At 63.1% G+C, this 17,061-nt stretch carries 16 protein-coding genes; 11 read left to right on the top strand and 5 right to left on the bottom strand.

Annotated features, from left to right (window positions below; all coding sequences use genetic code 11):
- The first annotated feature begins 146 nt into the window (after nucleotides 1-146).
- From NOX35_RS05165 to NOX35_RS05155, 3 genes are all read left to right on the top strand, one after another.
- A complete protein-coding gene (locus tag NOX35_RS05165) occupies nucleotides 147-1,328 on the top strand; it encodes an acyl-CoA dehydrogenase family protein (RefSeq protein ID WP_003058245.1) in 1,182 nt (393 codons plus the stop codon).
- A 131-nt stretch (nucleotides 1,329-1,459) separates the two neighbouring features.
- Nucleotides 1,460-2,575 (top strand): acyl-CoA dehydrogenase family protein, encoded by a 1,116-nt coding sequence (locus tag NOX35_RS05160; RefSeq protein WP_182285842.1) that lies wholly within the window; start codon nucleotides 1,460-1,462, stop codon nucleotides 2,573-2,575.
- A 162-nt stretch (nucleotides 2,576-2,737) separates the two neighbouring features.
- Entirely contained in the window at nucleotides 2,738-3,232 is a 495-nt protein-coding gene (locus tag NOX35_RS05155) for a nucleoside deaminase (protein ID WP_256495948.1), read from the top strand.
- Between the two features lie 74 nt (nucleotides 3,233-3,306).
- Here NOX35_RS05155 and NOX35_RS05150 read toward each other — a convergent pair whose 3' ends face one another.
- From NOX35_RS05150 to NOX35_RS05140, 3 genes are all read right to left on the bottom strand, one after another.
- Nucleotides 3,307-4,254 carry a bestrophin family protein gene (locus tag NOX35_RS05150; RefSeq protein WP_182285840.1) on the bottom strand — a complete coding sequence of 316 codons (948 nt, stop codon included), beginning with the start codon at nucleotides 4,252-4,254 and terminating at the stop codon, nucleotides 3,307-3,309.
- A 223-nt stretch (nucleotides 4,255-4,477) separates the two neighbouring features.
- Nucleotides 4,478-5,029, bottom strand: coding sequence for a 2-oxo-4-hydroxy-4-carboxy-5-ureidoimidazoline decarboxylase (uraD, locus tag NOX35_RS05145; RefSeq protein ID WP_182285839.1), 552 nt, complete (start codon nucleotides 5,027-5,029; stop codon nucleotides 4,478-4,480).
- Between the two features lie 68 nt (nucleotides 5,030-5,097).
- Nucleotides 5,098-6,030, bottom strand: a complete 933-nt coding sequence (locus tag NOX35_RS05140) for a LysR family transcriptional regulator (protein ID WP_182285838.1) — start codon at nucleotides 6,028-6,030, stop codon at nucleotides 5,098-5,100.
- A gap of 130 nt (nucleotides 6,031-6,160) precedes the next feature.
- On the opposite strand from NOX35_RS05140, the gene NOX35_RS05135 reads away from it, so the two are divergent.
- From NOX35_RS05135 to NOX35_RS05120, 4 genes are read left to right on the top strand one after another with little or no spacing between them, the layout of a single operon-like run.
- Nucleotides 6,161-7,498 (top strand): MFS transporter, encoded by a 1,338-nt coding sequence (locus NOX35_RS05135; protein ID WP_182285837.1) that lies wholly within the window; start codon nucleotides 6,161-6,163, stop codon nucleotides 7,496-7,498.
- Nucleotides 7,499-7,512: 14 nt separating this feature from the next.
- The gene (locus NOX35_RS05130) at nucleotides 7,513-8,028 is read left to right on the top strand and encodes a hydroxyisourate hydrolase (RefSeq protein ID WP_182285836.1); all 516 of its coding nucleotides are present in this window, start codon (nucleotides 7,513-7,515) and stop codon (nucleotides 8,026-8,028) included.
- 31 nt (nucleotides 8,029-8,059) lie between these two features.
- Nucleotides 8,060-8,395, top strand: coding sequence for a hydroxyisourate hydrolase (gene uraH / locus NOX35_RS05125; protein WP_182285835.1), 336 nt, complete (start codon nucleotides 8,060-8,062; stop codon nucleotides 8,393-8,395).
- Between the two features lie 24 nt (nucleotides 8,396-8,419).
- Nucleotides 8,420-8,908, top strand: a complete 489-nt coding sequence (locus NOX35_RS05120) for a nucleoside deaminase (RefSeq protein ID WP_256495946.1) — start codon at nucleotides 8,420-8,422, stop codon at nucleotides 8,906-8,908.
- A gap of 62 nt (nucleotides 8,909-8,970) precedes the next feature.
- Here the strand turns inward: NOX35_RS05120 and NOX35_RS05115 are convergent, their stop codons facing one another.
- Nucleotides 8,971-9,528, bottom strand: a complete 558-nt coding sequence (locus NOX35_RS05115) for an HNH endonuclease (protein WP_003066139.1) — start codon at nucleotides 9,526-9,528, stop codon at nucleotides 8,971-8,973.
- A 182-nt stretch (nucleotides 9,529-9,710) separates the two neighbouring features.
- Between NOX35_RS05115 and NOX35_RS05110 the strand changes: the two genes are divergently transcribed.
- The 3 genes from NOX35_RS05110 (at nucleotide 9,711) to lspA (ending at nucleotide 14,366) form a co-directional block, all read left to right on the top strand.
- Nucleotides 9,711-10,772 carry a bifunctional riboflavin kinase/FAD synthetase gene (locus NOX35_RS05110; protein ID WP_182285833.1) on the top strand — a complete coding sequence of 354 codons (1,062 nt, stop codon included), beginning with the start codon at nucleotides 9,711-9,713 and terminating at the stop codon, nucleotides 10,770-10,772.
- Nucleotides 10,773-10,877: 105 nt separating this feature from the next.
- The gene (gene ileS, locus NOX35_RS05105) at nucleotides 10,878-13,733 is read left to right on the top strand and encodes an isoleucine--tRNA ligase (RefSeq protein WP_256495944.1); all 2,856 of its coding nucleotides are present in this window, start codon (nucleotides 10,878-10,880) and stop codon (nucleotides 13,731-13,733) included.
- Between the two features lie 117 nt (nucleotides 13,734-13,850).
- Nucleotides 13,851-14,366, top strand: coding sequence for a signal peptidase II (gene lspA / locus NOX35_RS05100; protein WP_256495943.1), 516 nt, complete (start codon nucleotides 13,851-13,853; stop codon nucleotides 14,364-14,366).
- Nucleotides 14,367-14,426: 60 nt separating this feature from the next.
- Here lspA and NOX35_RS05095 read toward each other — a convergent pair whose 3' ends face one another.
- The gene (locus tag NOX35_RS05095) at nucleotides 14,427-15,179 is read right to left on the bottom strand and encodes a hypothetical protein (RefSeq protein WP_182285830.1); all 753 of its coding nucleotides are present in this window, start codon (nucleotides 15,177-15,179) and stop codon (nucleotides 14,427-14,429) included.
- Nucleotides 15,180-15,390: 211 nt separating this feature from the next.
- Between NOX35_RS05095 and NOX35_RS05090 the strand changes: the two genes are divergently transcribed.
- The gene (locus NOX35_RS05090) at nucleotides 15,391-17,055 is read left to right on the top strand and encodes a Na/Pi cotransporter family protein (protein ID WP_182285829.1); all 1,665 of its coding nucleotides are present in this window, start codon (nucleotides 15,391-15,393) and stop codon (nucleotides 17,053-17,055) included.
- The last annotated feature ends 6 nt before the right edge of the window (nucleotides 17,056-17,061 follow it).

Here is a 17,061-nt window from a genome sequence, read left to right as displayed (position 1 = left end):
CTGGCGCGCGTCAAGCAAGGGAAAGCGGGCAGGCGCAGCCGCTCAGGAGTGCTCATCCCTGGGGTTTCCCGCCATTTGTCGCAACCCGGACAGCCAGGAAAAGAACGTGCGTGCTACAAATATCCAGCATTTGCAGGAGACAACGCATGGACTTGGCATTCACCCCTGAAGAACAGGCTTTTCGCGAAGAGATCCGCAGCTGGGTGCGGGCAAATCTGCCTGAGGATATTGCGCACAAGGTGCGCAACGATCTGCACCTGACGCGCGACGACATGCAGCGCTGGGCCAAGATTCTGGGCAAAAAAGGCTGGCTCGGCTACGGCTGGCCCAAGGAATTCGGCGGCCCCGGCTGGAGCGCCGTACAAAAGCATTTGTTCGAGGAGGAATGTGCGCTCGCCGGCACGCCGCGCATCGTGCCCTTCGGCCCCGTGATGGTGGCGCCGGTGATCATGGCCTATGGAACACCAGAGCAGCATCGGCGCTTTCTGCCCGGCATCGCCAGTGGCGAAGTCTGGTGGAGCCAGGGCTATTCCGAACCGGGTTCGGGCTCGGACCTGGCCAGCGTCAAGACCCGTGCCGAGCGCGTGGGCGACAAATACATCGTCAACGGCCAGAAGACCTGGACCACGCTGGGCCAGTACGGCGAGTGGATCTTCTGCCTGGTACGAACCAGCAACGAGGGCAAGCCCCAGACCGGCATCAGCTTCCTGCTGGTCGACATGAAGTCGCCCGGCGTGACCGTGCGCCCCATCAAGCTGCTGGACGGCTCGCACGAGGTCAACGAGGTCTTTTTCGACAATGTGGAGGTACCTGCCGACCAACTGATCGGCGAGGAAAACAAGGGCTGGACCTATGCCAAGCACCTGCTCAGCCACGAGCGCACGAATATCGCCGATGTGAACCGTGCCAAGCGGGAGCTGGAGCGCCTCAAGCGCATCGCCAAGACCGAAGGCGTGTGGGAAGACCAGCGCTTCCGAGATCAGATCGCCTTGCTGGAGATCGATGTGATCGCGCTGGAAATGCTGGTGCTGCGCGTGCTGTCGGCCATGAAATCGGGCAAGAACCCGCTGGACATCGCCGGCCTGCTCAAGATCAAGGGCAGCGAGATCCAGCAGCGCTACTCCGAGCTGATGATGCTGGCCGCCGGCCCTTATGCCCTGCCCTATATCCAGGAAGCCATGGAAGCCGGCTACCAGGGTGACTTTCCCGGCGATGTGCTGGGCAATGCGCCGCTGGCCGCGACCTACTTCAATATGCGCAAGACCACCATCTATGGCGGCTCCAACGAGGTGCAGCGAAACATCGTCGCGCAGACGGTTCTTGGCTAGCCAGGAACCGTCTTCGCTTCGCGAAACAGGACTACTCCCCCGTGCCCCCTCCGGGAGGGGGTTCTAGATTGAGCTTCGCCGGGCTGGTTTGGCGCTTCGCGCCAATTGCGGCCTGGTGGCAGGAGACAAATATGGATTTCGATTTTTCCGACGACCAGCAGCAACTGCGCGATGCCGTGGCCCGCTGGGTGGACAAGGGCTATACCTTTGAGCGCCGCCAGAGCATTGCCAGGCAGGGCGGCTTCTCGCGCGAGGTCTGGAACGAGCTGGCCGAACTGGGCCTGACGGCCCTCACGGTGCCCGAGCAATATGGCGGCCTGGGCCAGGGTGCAGTCGATGTGATGGTGGTCATGGAGGAGCTGGGCCGCGGTCTGGTGATGGAACCTCTGAGCCAGGCTTTCGTGGCCTCCGCCCTGCTCGGTCAGTTCGGCGACGAGGCCGTCAAGCAAGCCTGGCTGCCCCGCATCGCCAGCGGTGAAAAGCTGGTCGTGCTCGCATCACAGGAGCGCAAGGCGCGCTACCAGATTGATGTTTGCGCTGCAAAAGCCTCTAAATCCGGCGATGGCTATGCGGTAGATGCTACGAAAAACATTGTTCCTGCAGGCGACCAGGCCGATGCCTTCATCGTGCCGGCCCAGCTCGACGGCAAGATTGCGCTTTTCCTCGTCGAGAACGGCCGCGAGGGCGTGAGCAGCAAACCCTATGCCACCCAGGACGAAGGGCGCGCGGCCGACCTGGTCTGCCATGCCGCATCGGCCACCCTGATCACCACCAACGGCGTGGCGGCCCTCACCCTGGCACAGGATGTGGCCAATGCCGCTCTTTGCGCCGAAGGCGTGGGCGTGATGGAGCAGACACTCAAGCTCACCACCGAATACATGAACCAGCGCAAGCAGTTCGGCGTGGTGATCTCCAGCTTCCAGGCCCTGCGCCACCGCGTGGCCGATATGAAGATGCAGCTGGAGCTGGCCCGCTCCATGAGCTACTACGGCACGCTCAAGCTGGTGGCGCCTGCCGAGGAGCGCCATGTCGCCATCGCGCGCGCCAAGGTACAGCTGGGCCAGTCCATGCGCTATGTGGGCCAGCAGGCCGTACAGCTGCATGGCGGCATCGGCGTGACGGACGAATATGTGGGCAGCCACTATTTCAAGCGCCTGACCCAGATGGAGATGACAGGCGGCGACACCTTGCACCACCTGGGCACGGTATCGGCCCACATGCAGGACAGCGCCGGCGTCTTTGCCTGAAAGCCTGCATCAACATACATCAAAATCACGGCAACTGCATTCAACCCAAAACTAAAAGTCAACAGCACGCTTCGGCGTGCTGTTTTGCTTCCTGCATGCACTATGGACACTGCGGGTCTTCCTATGATCTTTGCGCCATTCACAAAGATCAAGGAGACATGCATGAGCACCCGAGACAGCGAAAAGTATCTGCTGGAGTCCATCCGCCTGGCCATGGGCAATGTCAAAGGCCGCGAGCAGCCCACCTGGCCCTTCGGCGCCGTGCTGGTGCGCGAGGGCAAGGTCCTGGCCCGCGCCGTCAACCAGGTCGATGAGCTCTGCGACCCCTCGGCTCACGCCGAGATGCAGGCCCTGCGCATAGGAGCCAAGGCCCAGGGCAGCACCGATCTGTCGGGGGCCGTCATGTATGCCAGCGGCTATCCCTGCTCCATGTGCTACACGGCCATGCTGCTGGCCGGCGTGAAACAGGTGTACTTCGCCTACTCCAACGAAGACGGCGAGCCCTACGATCTGTCGGCTGCGCGCGGCTATCTGGAACTGGCCAAGCCCGAAGAGCAGCGCGAGATGGCCCTGATCGGCCAGCGCGTGCGCGACGAGGGTGAAGACCTCTACGAAGCCTGGCAAAAAGCCGTGGACGAGGATCGCGCCACGGTCTAGCCAGCACTGGCTTCAGCCGCCATCAAGAACAAAGCCCTGAATGAGGAGTTCAGGGCTTTGCATTGCGAAGAGTCTCAGGTCAGCAGATAGTCCACCGGCTTGAGCGGTGCCGGCACCTGGGGGTCGCCCAGCGATTGGCTGAGGCTGATCTCGATGCTGCGGCAGATGCTGTCCAGGGCCAGGTCGTTGCTTTCCATGCCGAATGGCTCTTCCAGTTCGTCACCCAGCACATCGAGGCCGTAGAAGGTATAGGCCACGATGGCCACGACAAACGGCGTCATAAAGCCCGTGATGTCCACCAGACCGAACGGCAGCAAAAAGCAGTACAGATGGGCCGTGCGGTGCAGCAGCAAGGTGTAGGAAAACGGAATCGGCGTATTGCGGATGCGCTCGCATGAGGCTGCGGCCGTGGTGAAGCCATTGAGGGTGCGGTCCAGTTCCACGGCCAGGCAGGGGTCTATGCGCCTGTCGCGCACGCACTGGCCCAGCTCCTTGCCCATGGCCAGCATCAGCGCATCGGTGCGCTGATTCAGCGGCAGCAGCTGCAGGCGCTGCCACTCGGCATGGGTCAGCCACTGCTGGGCCGCCACATCGTCCTTGAGGCCGCGCAGCTGGGCCCGCAGCACATGAGAAAAAGCCACGGCCCGATGCACCATGCGCACCCGCACATCGTTGGCCCGCTGGCGCGGGTCTATGGGGTGATCGAGCTCGATCAGGCTCAGGCACTGGCGGGCCAGCGTGCGTGCATAGATCACGATCTCTCCCCAGAGCTTGCGTCCTTCCCAGTAGCGCGCATACGCGGTGTTGTTGCGAAAGCCCAGAAAAATCGCCAGCGGCAGACCGATCAGGGTGAACGGAATCGGCGTAATGGGGATCTTGGTGTGAAACAGCGTGCCATGCGCCACGGTGACGATGATGGCCAGCACGATGTTGACGGCAAGCACACCTTTGATGCGTTGCAGCACCGAGCCCCGGACAATCCACAGCAGCTTGAAGCCCGACGGGCGATCTCTGACGATCATGAAAACGAGAAATGAGGTCTAAACCCGAATTCAATCACAAGCATCCGGGGATTTCAGCCAGCGCCGAGAACTCCCACTGCGGCAGTAGGCAGCCTGGGCCGCGCCAGAACGGCCCATGCGGCATCTGATGCACATGGGCAGCAAACCCCGACATATGGTGCCAACCCGCCATCCAGCATAAGAAAAGCCCCGCGATGCGGGGCTTGGGTGGCGCGATGGACACTCAGGCGGCCTGCAGGCAGCCAGCATTCACCCGTTGCGACAGGCGCAGACGGCTGATGAAGCCGATCTGGCGCAGGGCTTCGGCAAACTCCTGCTCGGTGCCTCGCTCCGTGCGCGAGGCCAGCTCGGCAAACAGGCCGACGCGCGTGTAGTGGCGCACGCAGGCGATGAAGGGAAAGCCATGGCGCGTGCGATAGGCCTGGTTCAGCGCGGCCAGGCGCTCGCCCTGCTCCTGCGCCAGATCTCCCAGCCCTGCGCTTTGCTGCTCCTGCTGGGAGTCAACGGTCAGTGTGCCGGAGCGCACGGCGCTGACAGACAGCTCGGGGTGGCCACAGAGAAAGCGCAGGGTCTGCTCGCGCGGGCTGTCATGCACGGCGGCCAGCATGGCCTGGTGCAAAGCATCCAGGCTGGCGAAAGGGCGCCGATGCGCGGCCGCCTCGGCCACCCAGGGGGCGTATTCGAAAACCTCGCCGAGCGCAGCCGCAAAGGCTGCGGTCGTCATGATGTTGAGCTCGTCGAGCGTGGGGATGGAGGAGGTAGTGGTGCTGGTCATGAGGCCAGTGTAGGAAGCGCACTTCCCGCCTCACAGTGCTGGCTTGTTATAGCCCGTATAGCAGCCGGCTACGTCGACGCCGTCAGCACCTGCGAGGCCTGATTCAGCAGGGCGCGCAGCCAGATATGGGAGGCATCCCGGTGCCGGGACGAATGCCAGAGCTGATAGAAGCGCATGACGCGGTTGCCCATGGGCAGAGGCACCATGGCCAGCGGCAGCCGCCTGGCGTGGTAGGCCGCGAAATGGCGGCTGGTGGTCAGCAGCAGGTCTGTACCCACCAGCAGGTCCGGCGCCATCGAGAAATGCGAGCACTGCACGCGGCCGTCACGGCTCACCCGCATGGTGCCCAGGCTGCTTTCCACCACGCCGCGCTGATCGGGCGAATAAGGCGTGAACACCACATGCGCGGCCTGCAGATAGTGCTCGGCTGTCAGCCGGCCCGGCTCGGCCAGGGCATGCTTTTCATCGAGCAGGCAGACCACCTCGTCCTCCAGCAGCGTGGACATGTGCAAATGCTCGGGCGGGCTTGGCCAGTTGCCGATGACGATATCCACCTCGCCGCTTTGCAGGGCCTGCTCGTAGTCGAAGTTCTGGCCCAGCGGCAGCAGGACCAGTCTCGCGCCCGGAGCCTGCGCACGCATGAGCTGAACCACGCGCGCCATGAAGGGCGGCGCCAGATAGTCGGGCATGGCGATGGTGAAGCGCAGCTGGGTGGTCTCAGCCACAAATTCCTTGCCGACGCTCAGCAGACCGTCGATCAGCCCCAGCGCCGCACGTGCCTGCTCCACGGCCTGGAGCGCGCGCGCCGTCGGCACCATGCGATTCTTGTCGCGCACCAGCAGCGGGTCGTTGAAGATGGCCCGCAATCGCCGCAGCGCCGCGCTGATGGCCGGCTGTGACTGATTGAGGCGTATTGCCGCGCGCGATACGCTTTTTTCGCTGATCAAGGTGCACAGCACGCGCAGCAAATAGGTATCGAACGGTTCTTCGCTGCGAGACACGTGTTTTCCCTAGAGATATGCATTTTGCTATGCGGCTCATAGCAGGCGCTTAGTTTCGCATATCGCCACAAGTCGCGACCATGCAAGTGTCCGCCAACCCAACAACAAATTTCCGAGACAAGGACTTGCCATGAGTGCTCACCATGTGCCGATCAGCGGCACTGCTGCGTCCGTCGATCAGGTCGACGCCACCTATTCCAAGATTTCCTGGCGCCTGCTGCCCTTTCTGGGCGTGCTGTGGGTGCTGGCCTGGCTGGACCGCGTCAATATCGGCTTCGCCAAGCTGCAGATGCTCGACGACCTGAAGTTCAGCGAAGCCGTCTACGGCCTGGGTGCCGGCATCTTCTTCATCGGCTACTTCCTGTTCGAAGTGCCGTCCAACCTGCTGCTGCAGAAGATAGGCGCCAAGAAGACGGTGATGCGCATCACCATAGGCTGGGGCCTGATCTGCATCTTGCAGGCCTGGGTGACGACACCGACCCAGTTCTACATCCTGCGCTTTCTGATGGGCGTGTTCGAGGCGGGCTTCTACCCCGGCATCATCCTCTACCTGACCTACTGGTATCCGTCCAAGCGCCGTGCCAAGGCCTTTGGCACCTTCATGTCGGCCTCGGCCATCGCCGGCGTCATCGGCGGCCCGCTGGCCGGCGGCATCATGACCTGGGCGGCAGGCGCGCACGGCATGCACGGCTGGCAGTGGCTGTTCATCATCGAAGGCATCCCCTCGGTGCTGGCCGGCATCTTTGCCTACTTCTACATGACCGACCGTCCCGAGGAAGCCAAATGGCTCACCGACACGGACCGCGCCGTCGTGCGCCAGCAGCTCGAGATCGACCAGAAGGCCCAGGGCGAGCGCCACAGCGACTGGCGCACCCTGTTCGGCAACCCCATGGTGTGGCTGCTGATCGCCGTGTTCTTCTGCCTGCTGTGCGCCAACTCCACGCTGACCTTCTGGATTCCCACTGTGATCCGTGAAGCAGGCTTCACCTCGCCCATGCAGGTTGGCTGGATCGCCGGTGCTGCCTACCTGCTCGGTGCGGCAGGCATGATCATCAACGGTCGCCATTCCGACCACCGTGGCGAGGTGCGCTGGCACTTCGCGGGCTCGGTCCTGCTGGGCGCCGTGGGCATGCTGGCCCTGGCCGTCACCATGGGCATGGACAGCATCCCCGTGATCGTGGCGCTGACGGCCATGGTCCTGGCACTGGTGGGCACCATGAGCGCGATTCCCGTCTTCTGGCAGATGCCCAATATGCTGCTCAGCGGCGGCGCCGCTGCCGTGGGCGTGGCGCTGATCAACTCGGTGGCCAATCTGGCCGGCTTCGGCGCCCCTTATCTGATGGGCGTGATCAAGGCCTCCACCGGCAAGGTCGCTCCGGGCCTGTACCTGGTGGCCATTGTGGAAGCCCTGGCAGCCGTTCTCGCCATCGCCTTCGTCGCCCGCCTCCAACGCCGCAAGAACGTCTGAAGGAGTCACCCCGCATGCATCCCACACCCACACCGACCCCGTCGCGCCGACAGTTCGCACTCTCGGGCCTCGTGCTCGGCGCCTCGGCCCTGACGGGCACACACGGCGCGCTGGCCGCCGACACACACCCGGCAGCGCCCGCCCAGGCCACCGGTCCCATCGTGCTGCATGGTGTCAGCCCGCGCCTGACAATGCATGCCGTGGACACCTTCCATGGCTCTGCAGCCACGGGCTTGCGCATCGACTTTTCGCGCTTCGACGGCGAAGCCTATGTGCCGATACGCAGCTTTGTCGTGAACGCCAACGGCCGGGCCGACGAGCCGCTGCTGATTGACGACAGCTACTGCAGCGGCCGCTACGAAATGCTGCTGCACGTGGACGAGTATTTTGCGGCCAGGGGCGCCAAGCTGCCGCGCCCGGCCTTTCTGTCCAAGGTGCCGGTGCGCTTCCAGATCGTTAACACGGCAGAGCGCATCCATCTGCCCATCCAGTTCGGCCCCTGGAGCTACACCTATTCGCGCGGCAGCTGAGCCGCCGCAACACCCCCATAGAAAGGCAGATATGGCAGGCATCAGCACCCATGTACTCAATGTCACCACCGGCCGGCCGATTGCCGGCCTGCGGGTCGAGCTCTACGATGTGGCGCAGACGCCCGCGCAGCGCATCAACAGCACCCGTACCAATGCCGACGGTCGCACCGACGCCCCCATGCTGCCCGCCGCCGCGGCCCGCACCGGGGACTTCGAGCTGCGCTTCTACACCGGCGAGCACTTCAAGGAACCCACGGCGCTGTCGGAAGAAGTGCTGGTGCGCTTTTCCATCTTCGACGCGACCCAGCACTACCACGTGCCCATGCTGTGCTCGCCCTGGTTTTTCACCACCTACCGTGGCAGCTGATTTTTTACCAAGGAGAAAGACTGGATGAACAACGATAACGACACAGGCAAATACCTGCTCGAATCCATCCGCCTGGCCATGGGCAATGTCAAAGGCCGCCGGCAGCCCACCTGGCCCTTCGGCGCCGTGCTGGTACGTGAGGGCAAGGTCCTGGCCCGCGCCGTCAACCAGGTCGATGAGCTCTGCGACCCCTCGGCTCACGCCGAGATGCAGGCCCTGCGCATAGGAGCCAAGGCCCAGGGCAGCACCGATCTGTCGGGGGCCGTCATGTATGCCAGCGGCTATCCCTGCTCCATGTGCTACACGGCCATGCTGCTGGCCGGCGTGAAACAGGTGTACTTCGCCTACTCCAACGAAGACGGCGAGCCCTACGATCTGTCGGCTGCGCGCGGCTATGTGGAACTGGCCAAGCCCGAAGAGCAGCGCGAGATGGCCCTGATCGGCCAGCGCGTGCGCGACGAGGGTGAAGACCTCTATGAAGCCTGGCAAAAAGCCGTCTCCACCACCGTCTGAACGCGTTTCTGTCCTCTTGCTCCTGCCCCGCGGCGCCAGCCCGGGGCTTTTTTCATGCTCTTTTAGCTGCGCCAGCGTGATCCACGCGGCACATGGGCCACGAGAAACTCCATCTGATCGGCCAGAATGCGGCGGTTTCTCAGGATGAAGTCCTCCCACAGCGTGGGCGTGTAGGGGGTGTAGAGCAAGGGCATGCGGGCCTGCTCGGGCGTTCTGGCTCCCTTGCGGTGGTTGCAGGCGCGGCAGGCCGTGACCAGATTCATCCAGCTGTGCTGCCCGCCAGTGCTCACGGGGACAATGTGCTCGCGCGTGAGATCGCTCTCATGGAAGCGCCGCCCGCAATAGGCGCAGACGCAGCGGTCACGAGCAAAGAGTTTGCCATTGGTCAGACCCGGCAGCAGCTCATGCGGGTTGATGTTCGGCATGCCCTTGGTGCCGATGATGGAGTTGATGTGAATGACTGACTGCTTGCCGGTCACCGCATTGTGGCCACCACGAAAGCAGGCGATTTCGACACCGGCTTCCCAGCGCACATCTTCTGCTGCGTAATGCAGCGCCGCCTGCTCCAGCGTTACCCAGGACTGCGGCAGCCCCTGGGCTGTCAGCTTCAAGACTTTCACAACCAGCCTCCATACAGTCAAACTTGGACCACGGAAAACGGACAAGCGTCTTGGCGCTTTTGAGCACAATCGTGCAGCCTCCACAGCTGCCTGATTTGAAGCAATATACTCTGAAACTATGTCAAATTGACGGCTTGTGTCGCATGCATCGGCGCCAGTTGCTACAAATAACAAAGCAGTCCATGAAGATTTTCCGCGGCATCAATCATCCCGGCCTGGCCCCGGCCTGCGCTGTGACCATTGGCAATTTTGATGGTGTACACCGGGGACATCAAGCCATGCTGGGTCTGCTCAAGGCCGAGGCCGCCCAGCGCGGCATCCCCAGCTGCGCCATGACCTTCGAGCCGCACCCGCGCGACTACTTTGCCCAGAAGCTGGGCAAGCCGGAGCTGGCTCCGGCCCGCGTGGGCACGCTGCGTGACAAGCTCAGCCAGCTCGAGGTCTGCGGCGTCGATCAGGTCGTGATCCTGCCCTTCAACCAGGCCCTGGCCAGCCAGAGCCCCGAAGATTTCATTCAGGACGTGCTGATCTCGGGCCTGGGGGCCAAGTACGTGCTGGTGGGCGACGACTTCCGCTTTGGCTCCAAGCGCGCCGGCGATTACGCCATGCTGGACAACGCCGGCCAGGCCCTTGGCTTTGATGTGGCGCGCATGAACAGCTATGAAGTCCATGGCCTGCGCGTCTCCAGCACGGCCGTACGCGAGGCGCTGGCCGCCGGCGACATGCAGCAGGCCGCCAAGTTGCTGGGCCACCCCTACCGCATCTCGGGCCATGTGGTGCATGGCCGCAAGCTGGGCCGCAAGCTGGCCGAATCCCAAAGCGGAGCCGAGGACGGTTTTCGCACGCTGAATCTGCGCTTCGACCATTGGAAACCGGCCGCCAGTGGCATTTTTGCCGTGCTGGTGCACGGGCTGACGGACAAGCCGCTGCAGGGCGTGGCCAACCTGGGCGTACGCCCCTCGCTGGACCCCAACGACATCAACGGCGGCCGGGTGCTGCTGGAGACCCACTGTTTCGATTGGCCCGCCCAACTGGGTGGAGAAGGTGCCTACGGTAAAATCATCCGCGTGGAACTTCTGCACAAACTGCACGACGAGCTGAAGTATGACAGTCTCGATGCCCTGACGGTCGGCATCGCCAAGGACTGCGATGACGCGCGCGCGTTTTTCGCCTCGGCCCACATACCGTCTCACACCTCGTCGCACACAGAGACCCGTCGCCAGACCACGCGCGACCGAATTTGAAGCTCGCTGCTCGCACGTCCCAGGCGCAGCAGCGCACTGGCGCTCACCTCACCATTCACGCCCAGGCAGAACTGCCCGGGCACCGCATTGCTTTCAAGGTTTCCCATGTCTGATTCGAAGTCCAACAAGCCCGAAGCGTCCGCTTACCGCGCCACGCTGAACATGCCCGACACCCCTTTCCCCATGCGCGGCGACCTGCCCAAGCGCGAACCTGCCTGGGCCAAGGAATGGGATGACCAAGGCATCTACAAGAAGCTGCGCGACGCCCGCAGCGGCGCGCCCAAGTTCATCCTGCACGACGGCCCTCCGTACGCCAACGGCAAGCTGCACATCGGCCATGCGGTGAACAAGATCCTCAAGGACATGATCGTCAAGAGCCGCCAGCTCGAAGGCTTCGACGCGCTCTACGCACCGGGCTGGGACTGCCACGGCCTGCCCATCGAGAACGCCATCGAAAAGCTGCATGGCCGCAACCTGCCGCGCGACGAGATGCAGGCCAAGAGCCGCGCCTTTGCCGCCGAGCAGATCGAGCAGCAGATGGTGGACTTCAAGCGCCTGGGCGTGCTCGGCGACTGGGATCACCCCTACAAGACCATGAACTACGCCAACGAGGCCGCCGAGCTGCGTGCCTTGAAGAAGGTGATGGAGCGTGGCTTTGTCTACCGCGGCCTCAAGCCCGTGTACTGGTGCTTTGACTGTGCCTCCTCGCTGGCCGAGTTCGAGATCGAATACGCCGACAAGCAAAGCCAGACCCTTGACGTGATGTTCCCCGCAGCCGAGCCCGCCAAGCTGGCCGCAGCATTCGGCCTGGACAAGCTCGACAAGGAAGCCTTCATCGTCATCTGGACGACGACGGCCTGGACGATCCCTGCCAACCAGGCGCTCAACGTCAACCCCGATCTGGAATACAGCCTGGTGGAGACCGAGCGCGGCCTGCTGATCGTGGCCTCCGCCCTGGTCGAGAAATGCCTGGCCCGCTGGAAGCTGGAGGGCCGCGTGCTCGCCACCGCCAAGGGCGAGAAGCTCGACCACATGCCCTTCAAGCACCCCCTGGCCCATGTGGACAAGGGCTTTGACCGCATCTCCCCCGTCTACCTGGCCGAATACGCCACCGCCGACGACGGCACCGGCATCGTGCACTCGGCCCCCGCCTATGGCGTGGACGACTTCAACAGCTGCATGTCCAACGGCATGGACTACAAGCAGATCCTGAACCCCGTGCAAGGCAACGGCGTGTACGCAGCCGATCTGCCCATGTTCGGCGGCCAGCATATCTGGAAGGCCGTGCCCGTCATCCTCGACGCCCTGAAGGTCGCGGGCCGCCTGATGGACACCACCACCATCAGCCACAGCTACCCTCACTGCTGGCGCCACAAGACGCCCGTCATCTACCGCGCTGCCGCCCAGTGGTTCATCCGCATGGACGAAGGCGAAGGCGTGTTCACCGATCCCGCGCAAAAGCCCGAGAAGACCCTGCGCCAGATCGCGCTGGACGCCATCGAGCAGACCAGCTTCTACCCACAAAACGGTCAGGACCGTCTGCGCGCCATGATCGCCGGCCGTCCCGACTGGTGCATCTCGCGCCAGCGCTCGTGGGGCGTGCCCATCCCCTTCTTCCTGCATGTGGACACGGGCGCTCTGCACCCGCGCACCATGGAGATCATCGACCAGGCTGCGGCCATGATCGAGCAAGGCGGCATCGAGGCCTGGAGCCGCGTGAGCACCGAAGATATCCTGGGTGCCGAGGAAGCCAAGCACTACACCAAGAGCACCGACATTCTGGAGGTGTGGTTCGACTCGGGCTCCACCTTCTGGCATGTGCTGCGCGGCACCCACCCCGAGCACCACCACGACCACGGCCCAGAGGCCGATCTGTACCTGGAAGGCCATGACCAGCACCGCGGCTGGTTCCACAGCTCGCTGCTGCTGGCATCGGCCATCTTCGGCCGCGCGCCCTATCGCGGCCTGCTGACCCACGGCTTCACCGTGGACGGCCAGGGCAAGAAGATGTCCAAGTCGCTGGGCAACACTGTGGCGCCACAGGACGTGTCGAGCAAGATGGGCGCGGAAATCATCCGCCTGTGGGTGGCCTCGACCGACTACTCGGGCGACCTGGGCATCGACGACAAGATCCTGGCCCGCGTGGTGGACGCCTATCGCCGCATCCGCAACACGCTGCGCTTCCTGCTGGCCAACACCAGCGACTTCGATGCGAGCAAGGATGCCGTGGCCTATGGCGAGATGCTGGAGATCGACCAGTTCGCGCTGGCGCGCTCGGCCCAGCTGCAGCAGGAGATCCTGGCCCACTACAAGGTCTACGAGTTCCACCCCGTGGTCGCCAAGCTGCAGCTGTTCTGCTCCGAAGACCTGGGCGGCTTCTACCTGGACGTGCTCAAGGATCGCCTCTACACCAGCGCCCCCAAGAGCCTGGCTCGCCGCTCGGCCCAGACCGCGCTCTACCAGATCACCCAGGCGCTGCTGCGCTGGATGTCGCCCTTCCTGTCCTTCACGGCCGAGGAAGCCTGGAAGATCGTGGGCCACAGCGAATCCATCTTCCTGGAGAAGTTCACCGAGCTGCCCGCCGGCGACGAAGGCCTGCTGGCCAAGTGGACGCGCCTGTGCGAGATCCGCAACCAGGTCAACAAGGACATCGAAGTGGTGCGCACCACCGGCGCCGTGGGTTCCTCCCTGCAGGCCGAAGTCACGCTCACGGCCGAGCCCGAAGACCTGGCCCTGCTGCAAAGCCTCAAGGACGATCTGAAGTTCGTCTTCATCACCTCGGCAGCGACTGCCGTGGCCGGCGATGCGCTGAGCACTACGGTGAAGGCCAGCGAGCACGCCAAGTGCGAGCGCTGCTGGCACTACCGTGAAGACGTGGGCGTGAACCCCGAGCACCCCTCGATCTGCGGTCGCTGCGACAGCAATCTGCACGGCACGGGCGAAGTCCGCACCAAGGCTTGAGCCTTAAAAAAGTGAGCTGCCAGCAACTGCTGGTAGCCACTTTCGGATGCATATCCTTCTGGAATCATTTTGAGTCAAGCGCCAACCGCTATCAAAAAAACCTAGCAAAGAGCTGTCATGAGCAACACCCAGACATCCTCCGCAAGCCTTGGCCGCATCTGGCCCTGGCTGCTGTGGGCGCTTGTCATCATCGGCGTGGATCAGATCACCAAGCAGATGATTCTGAGCCACTACCAGTATGGGGACTGGACTCCCATCACCAGCTTCTTCAACATCGTGCGCGCGCACAACACGGGTGCAGCCTTCTCCTTTCTTGCGGGCGGCAGCGGCTGGCAGCGCTGGCTGTTCGTGGCCATCGGCGTGATTGCCACCGTGCTCATCATCTGGCAGCTGCGCAAGCACCCCGGCGAGAAGATGTTCTGCCTGTCGCTGTCCAGCATCCTGGGCGGAGCCATCGGCAATGTGGTGGATCGCCTGCAGCACGGCTATGTGGTGGACTTTCTGGACTTCTACTGGAGCAGCAGCCATTTCCCGGCCTTCAATGTGGCCGATATGGGCATCACGCTGGGCGCCGTCCTCCTGATCCTCGACGAGCTGCTGCGCGCAAGACGCACCAGAACTCGCAAGCCATAGGCACCTGCTGCCCTCCCATGAACAAGGCCCGCTGTCACCAAAGCAGACTGCGGGCCTTGTTCATGGAGCCCTGCCCTGCCCGGTCTCGGCCGGCTCGTACAGAGGTTCGGCGGCCCAGACCAGCCGCCCATCCGTCCAGTAGCGCACGCCAATGGACGTGGTCACAAAGCAGGCATCGAACACCCAGTCCGCCAGCACCAGACCGTTCAGGCGCCTGGGAAACATGTTCCTGTCGAAGCTCGTGGGCTGCTCGGCAGCGGACAGCAGCAACATGTTTCCGGGTTCGCATCGGAATGTCCGCAGGCCCGGCCCCGTGAAACTGTAGGGCCGGGCCAGCTCCAGCAGCACCTGGCTGTGGACGCTCAGGGCATTGACCCATATATCGCCCAGCGGCACAGGATGGGGAAAGCGTATTTCCTGCAGCCCCCGCAGATCGGGCTGCCCATCGGTCCCGTCTGCCGAGCCTTGTGGCATATCGCGCTGGATATGGCTGCCCGCGGGCAAGGTGATGTCGCCCCATGCCATGGGCCGCTCCAGCGTGATGTGCGTGAGCCGCTGCAGGCGACTCAGCTGCTGCGCCTGACGGTGGTCGCTCCAGACCATTTGCACCAGCCCCAGCAGCGTGGAAAACAGCAATATGGACAGCCACACGGCCAGCACCCATTGCCAGATGCGCATCGGCGGCCTGGGCCGGCCGCGTCGCAGATGCCACAGCCGCCAGCCCCACCACAGCAGCAGACCCGTGCCCGCCATGAACGACAACGGCATCAAAAGAAAGCCTACGGGGACGGCACCGGGCATGGGAACAGTCATGAAATCACCTTTTGATAGCAGCGTAAGCAGCGTCAGCATCAAAAAGTTTCAGTTTTTTCTGAATTTATATCCGTAGAAACGATGTTTGGAATAATTCGTTTTTGTTCTATTGTGTTCCTTATTCCGCACTTATTTGTGCGTGAAGAGTGAGCCATCCGGGCAGACTGGCCTCACTCAGGGGTATATTAGGTCGCTCCTTCGCGGGCAGAACATGAAGCATTTATTGAATCTTTTAGCAGCCATTGCCCTCTTGATCTGGGGCTCTCAGATGGTTCGCACCGGCGTTCTGCAGGTCTTCGGCGCAAACCTGCGCAATATTCTCGCCCGCAGCATGAGCAACCGTTTCTCGGCAGCGCTATCGGGCATGGGCGTCACGGCCCTGGTGCAATCAAGTACAGCCACCTCGCTGATGACCTCGTCCTTTGTAGGCCAGGGTCTGATCACCTTGCCCTCGGCCCTTGCCGTGATGCGCGGTGCCGATGTCGGAACGGCTCTGATGGCCGTGCTGTTCTCCACCGACCTCTCCTGGCTGTCGCCGCTGTTCATCTTTGTCGGCGTGGTGCTCTATATCTCGCGCAAGGACTCCAAGCCCGGCCGTATCGGCCGCGTGCTCATCGGCCTGGGCCTGATGCTGCTGGCCCTGCGCCTGGTGGTGGAAGCCACCGAGCCCCTGCTGCAGGCCCCTGCCGTGCGCACCCTGCTGGCCTCGGTCAGCAGCGATCTGTTCATGGAATTGCTGCTGGGCGCGGTACTGGCTGTGCTGGCCTACTCCAGCCTGGCCGTGGTGCTGCTGATTGCGGCCATGGCCAGCTCAGGCGCCATTCCACTGGATGTGGCTCTGGGCCTGACCCTGGGGGCCAACCTGGGCAGCGGCCTGGTCGCGGCGCTCACCACCGCCAAATCGGCGGTCGAGGAGCGCCAGGTCACCATAGGCAATCTGCTGTTCAAGATCATGGGCGTGGCCATCGTCGCGCCCTTTATCGGGCTGTGGTCGCAGTACGCCCAGCCCTATCTGCCCAACGCCGGCCAGAACGTGGTGATGTTCCATCTGGCGTTCAATGTCTTCAACAGCCTGTGCTTCATCGGCCTGACCCAGCTCGTGGCCCGCTGGGTGACCGCCATGCTGCCCAAGCCCGAGGAAGAAAGTGCGGCCAAGCTGCTGCGCCCACGCCACCTGGACCCCTCGGCCCTGTCCACGCCTTCGCTGGCCATCACCTGTGCCGTGCGCGAATCACTGCATCAGGCCGACGTGGTGGAGTCCATGCTGATCGGCCTGCAAAAAGTGGCCGAAACCGACGACGCCAAGCTGTCCGAGGAAGTGCGTAACCTGGAAGGCACGGTGGACGATCTGTACTCGGCCATCAAGTACTACATGACCAAGATCTCGCGCGCCGAACTCGACGAGCGCGAAGGTCAGCGCTGGACGGAAATCATCAGCTTCACCATCAATATGGAGCAGATCGGCGACATCATCGAGCGCGTGCTGCTGGATCTGGAAGACAAGAAGATCAAGAAGGGCCGCCAGTTCTCGGCCGCCGGCAAGCAGGAGATTCACGAGCTGACCCAGCATCTGCTGGACAATCTGCGTCTGGCCATGAGTGTCTTTCTCAACGGCAATGTGCGCGAAGCACAAAAGCTGCTCGAGGAAAAAGCGCGCTTTCGCGATCTGGAGCTGGCCTACTCGGCCACCCACCTGGAGCGCCTGTCACAGCACACGGTTTCGAGCATAGAAACCAGCTCTCTGCATATCGACATGATCAGCGACCTCAAACGCATCAACTCGCTGCTGTGCTCGGTGGCCTACCCGATTCTCGAGCAGGCCGGAGCCCTGGCGCCCAGCCGGCTCAAGTCCACCGCACTGGAGAGCCAGCGCTAGCTGCTC

This window comes from Comamonas sp. C11, from assembly GCF_024496285.1.
Classification (GTDB): domain Bacteria; phylum Pseudomonadota; class Gammaproteobacteria; order Burkholderiales; family Burkholderiaceae_C; genus Comamonas; species Comamonas testosteroni_F.
This window is presented reverse-complemented; position numbering and strand designations above follow the sequence as displayed.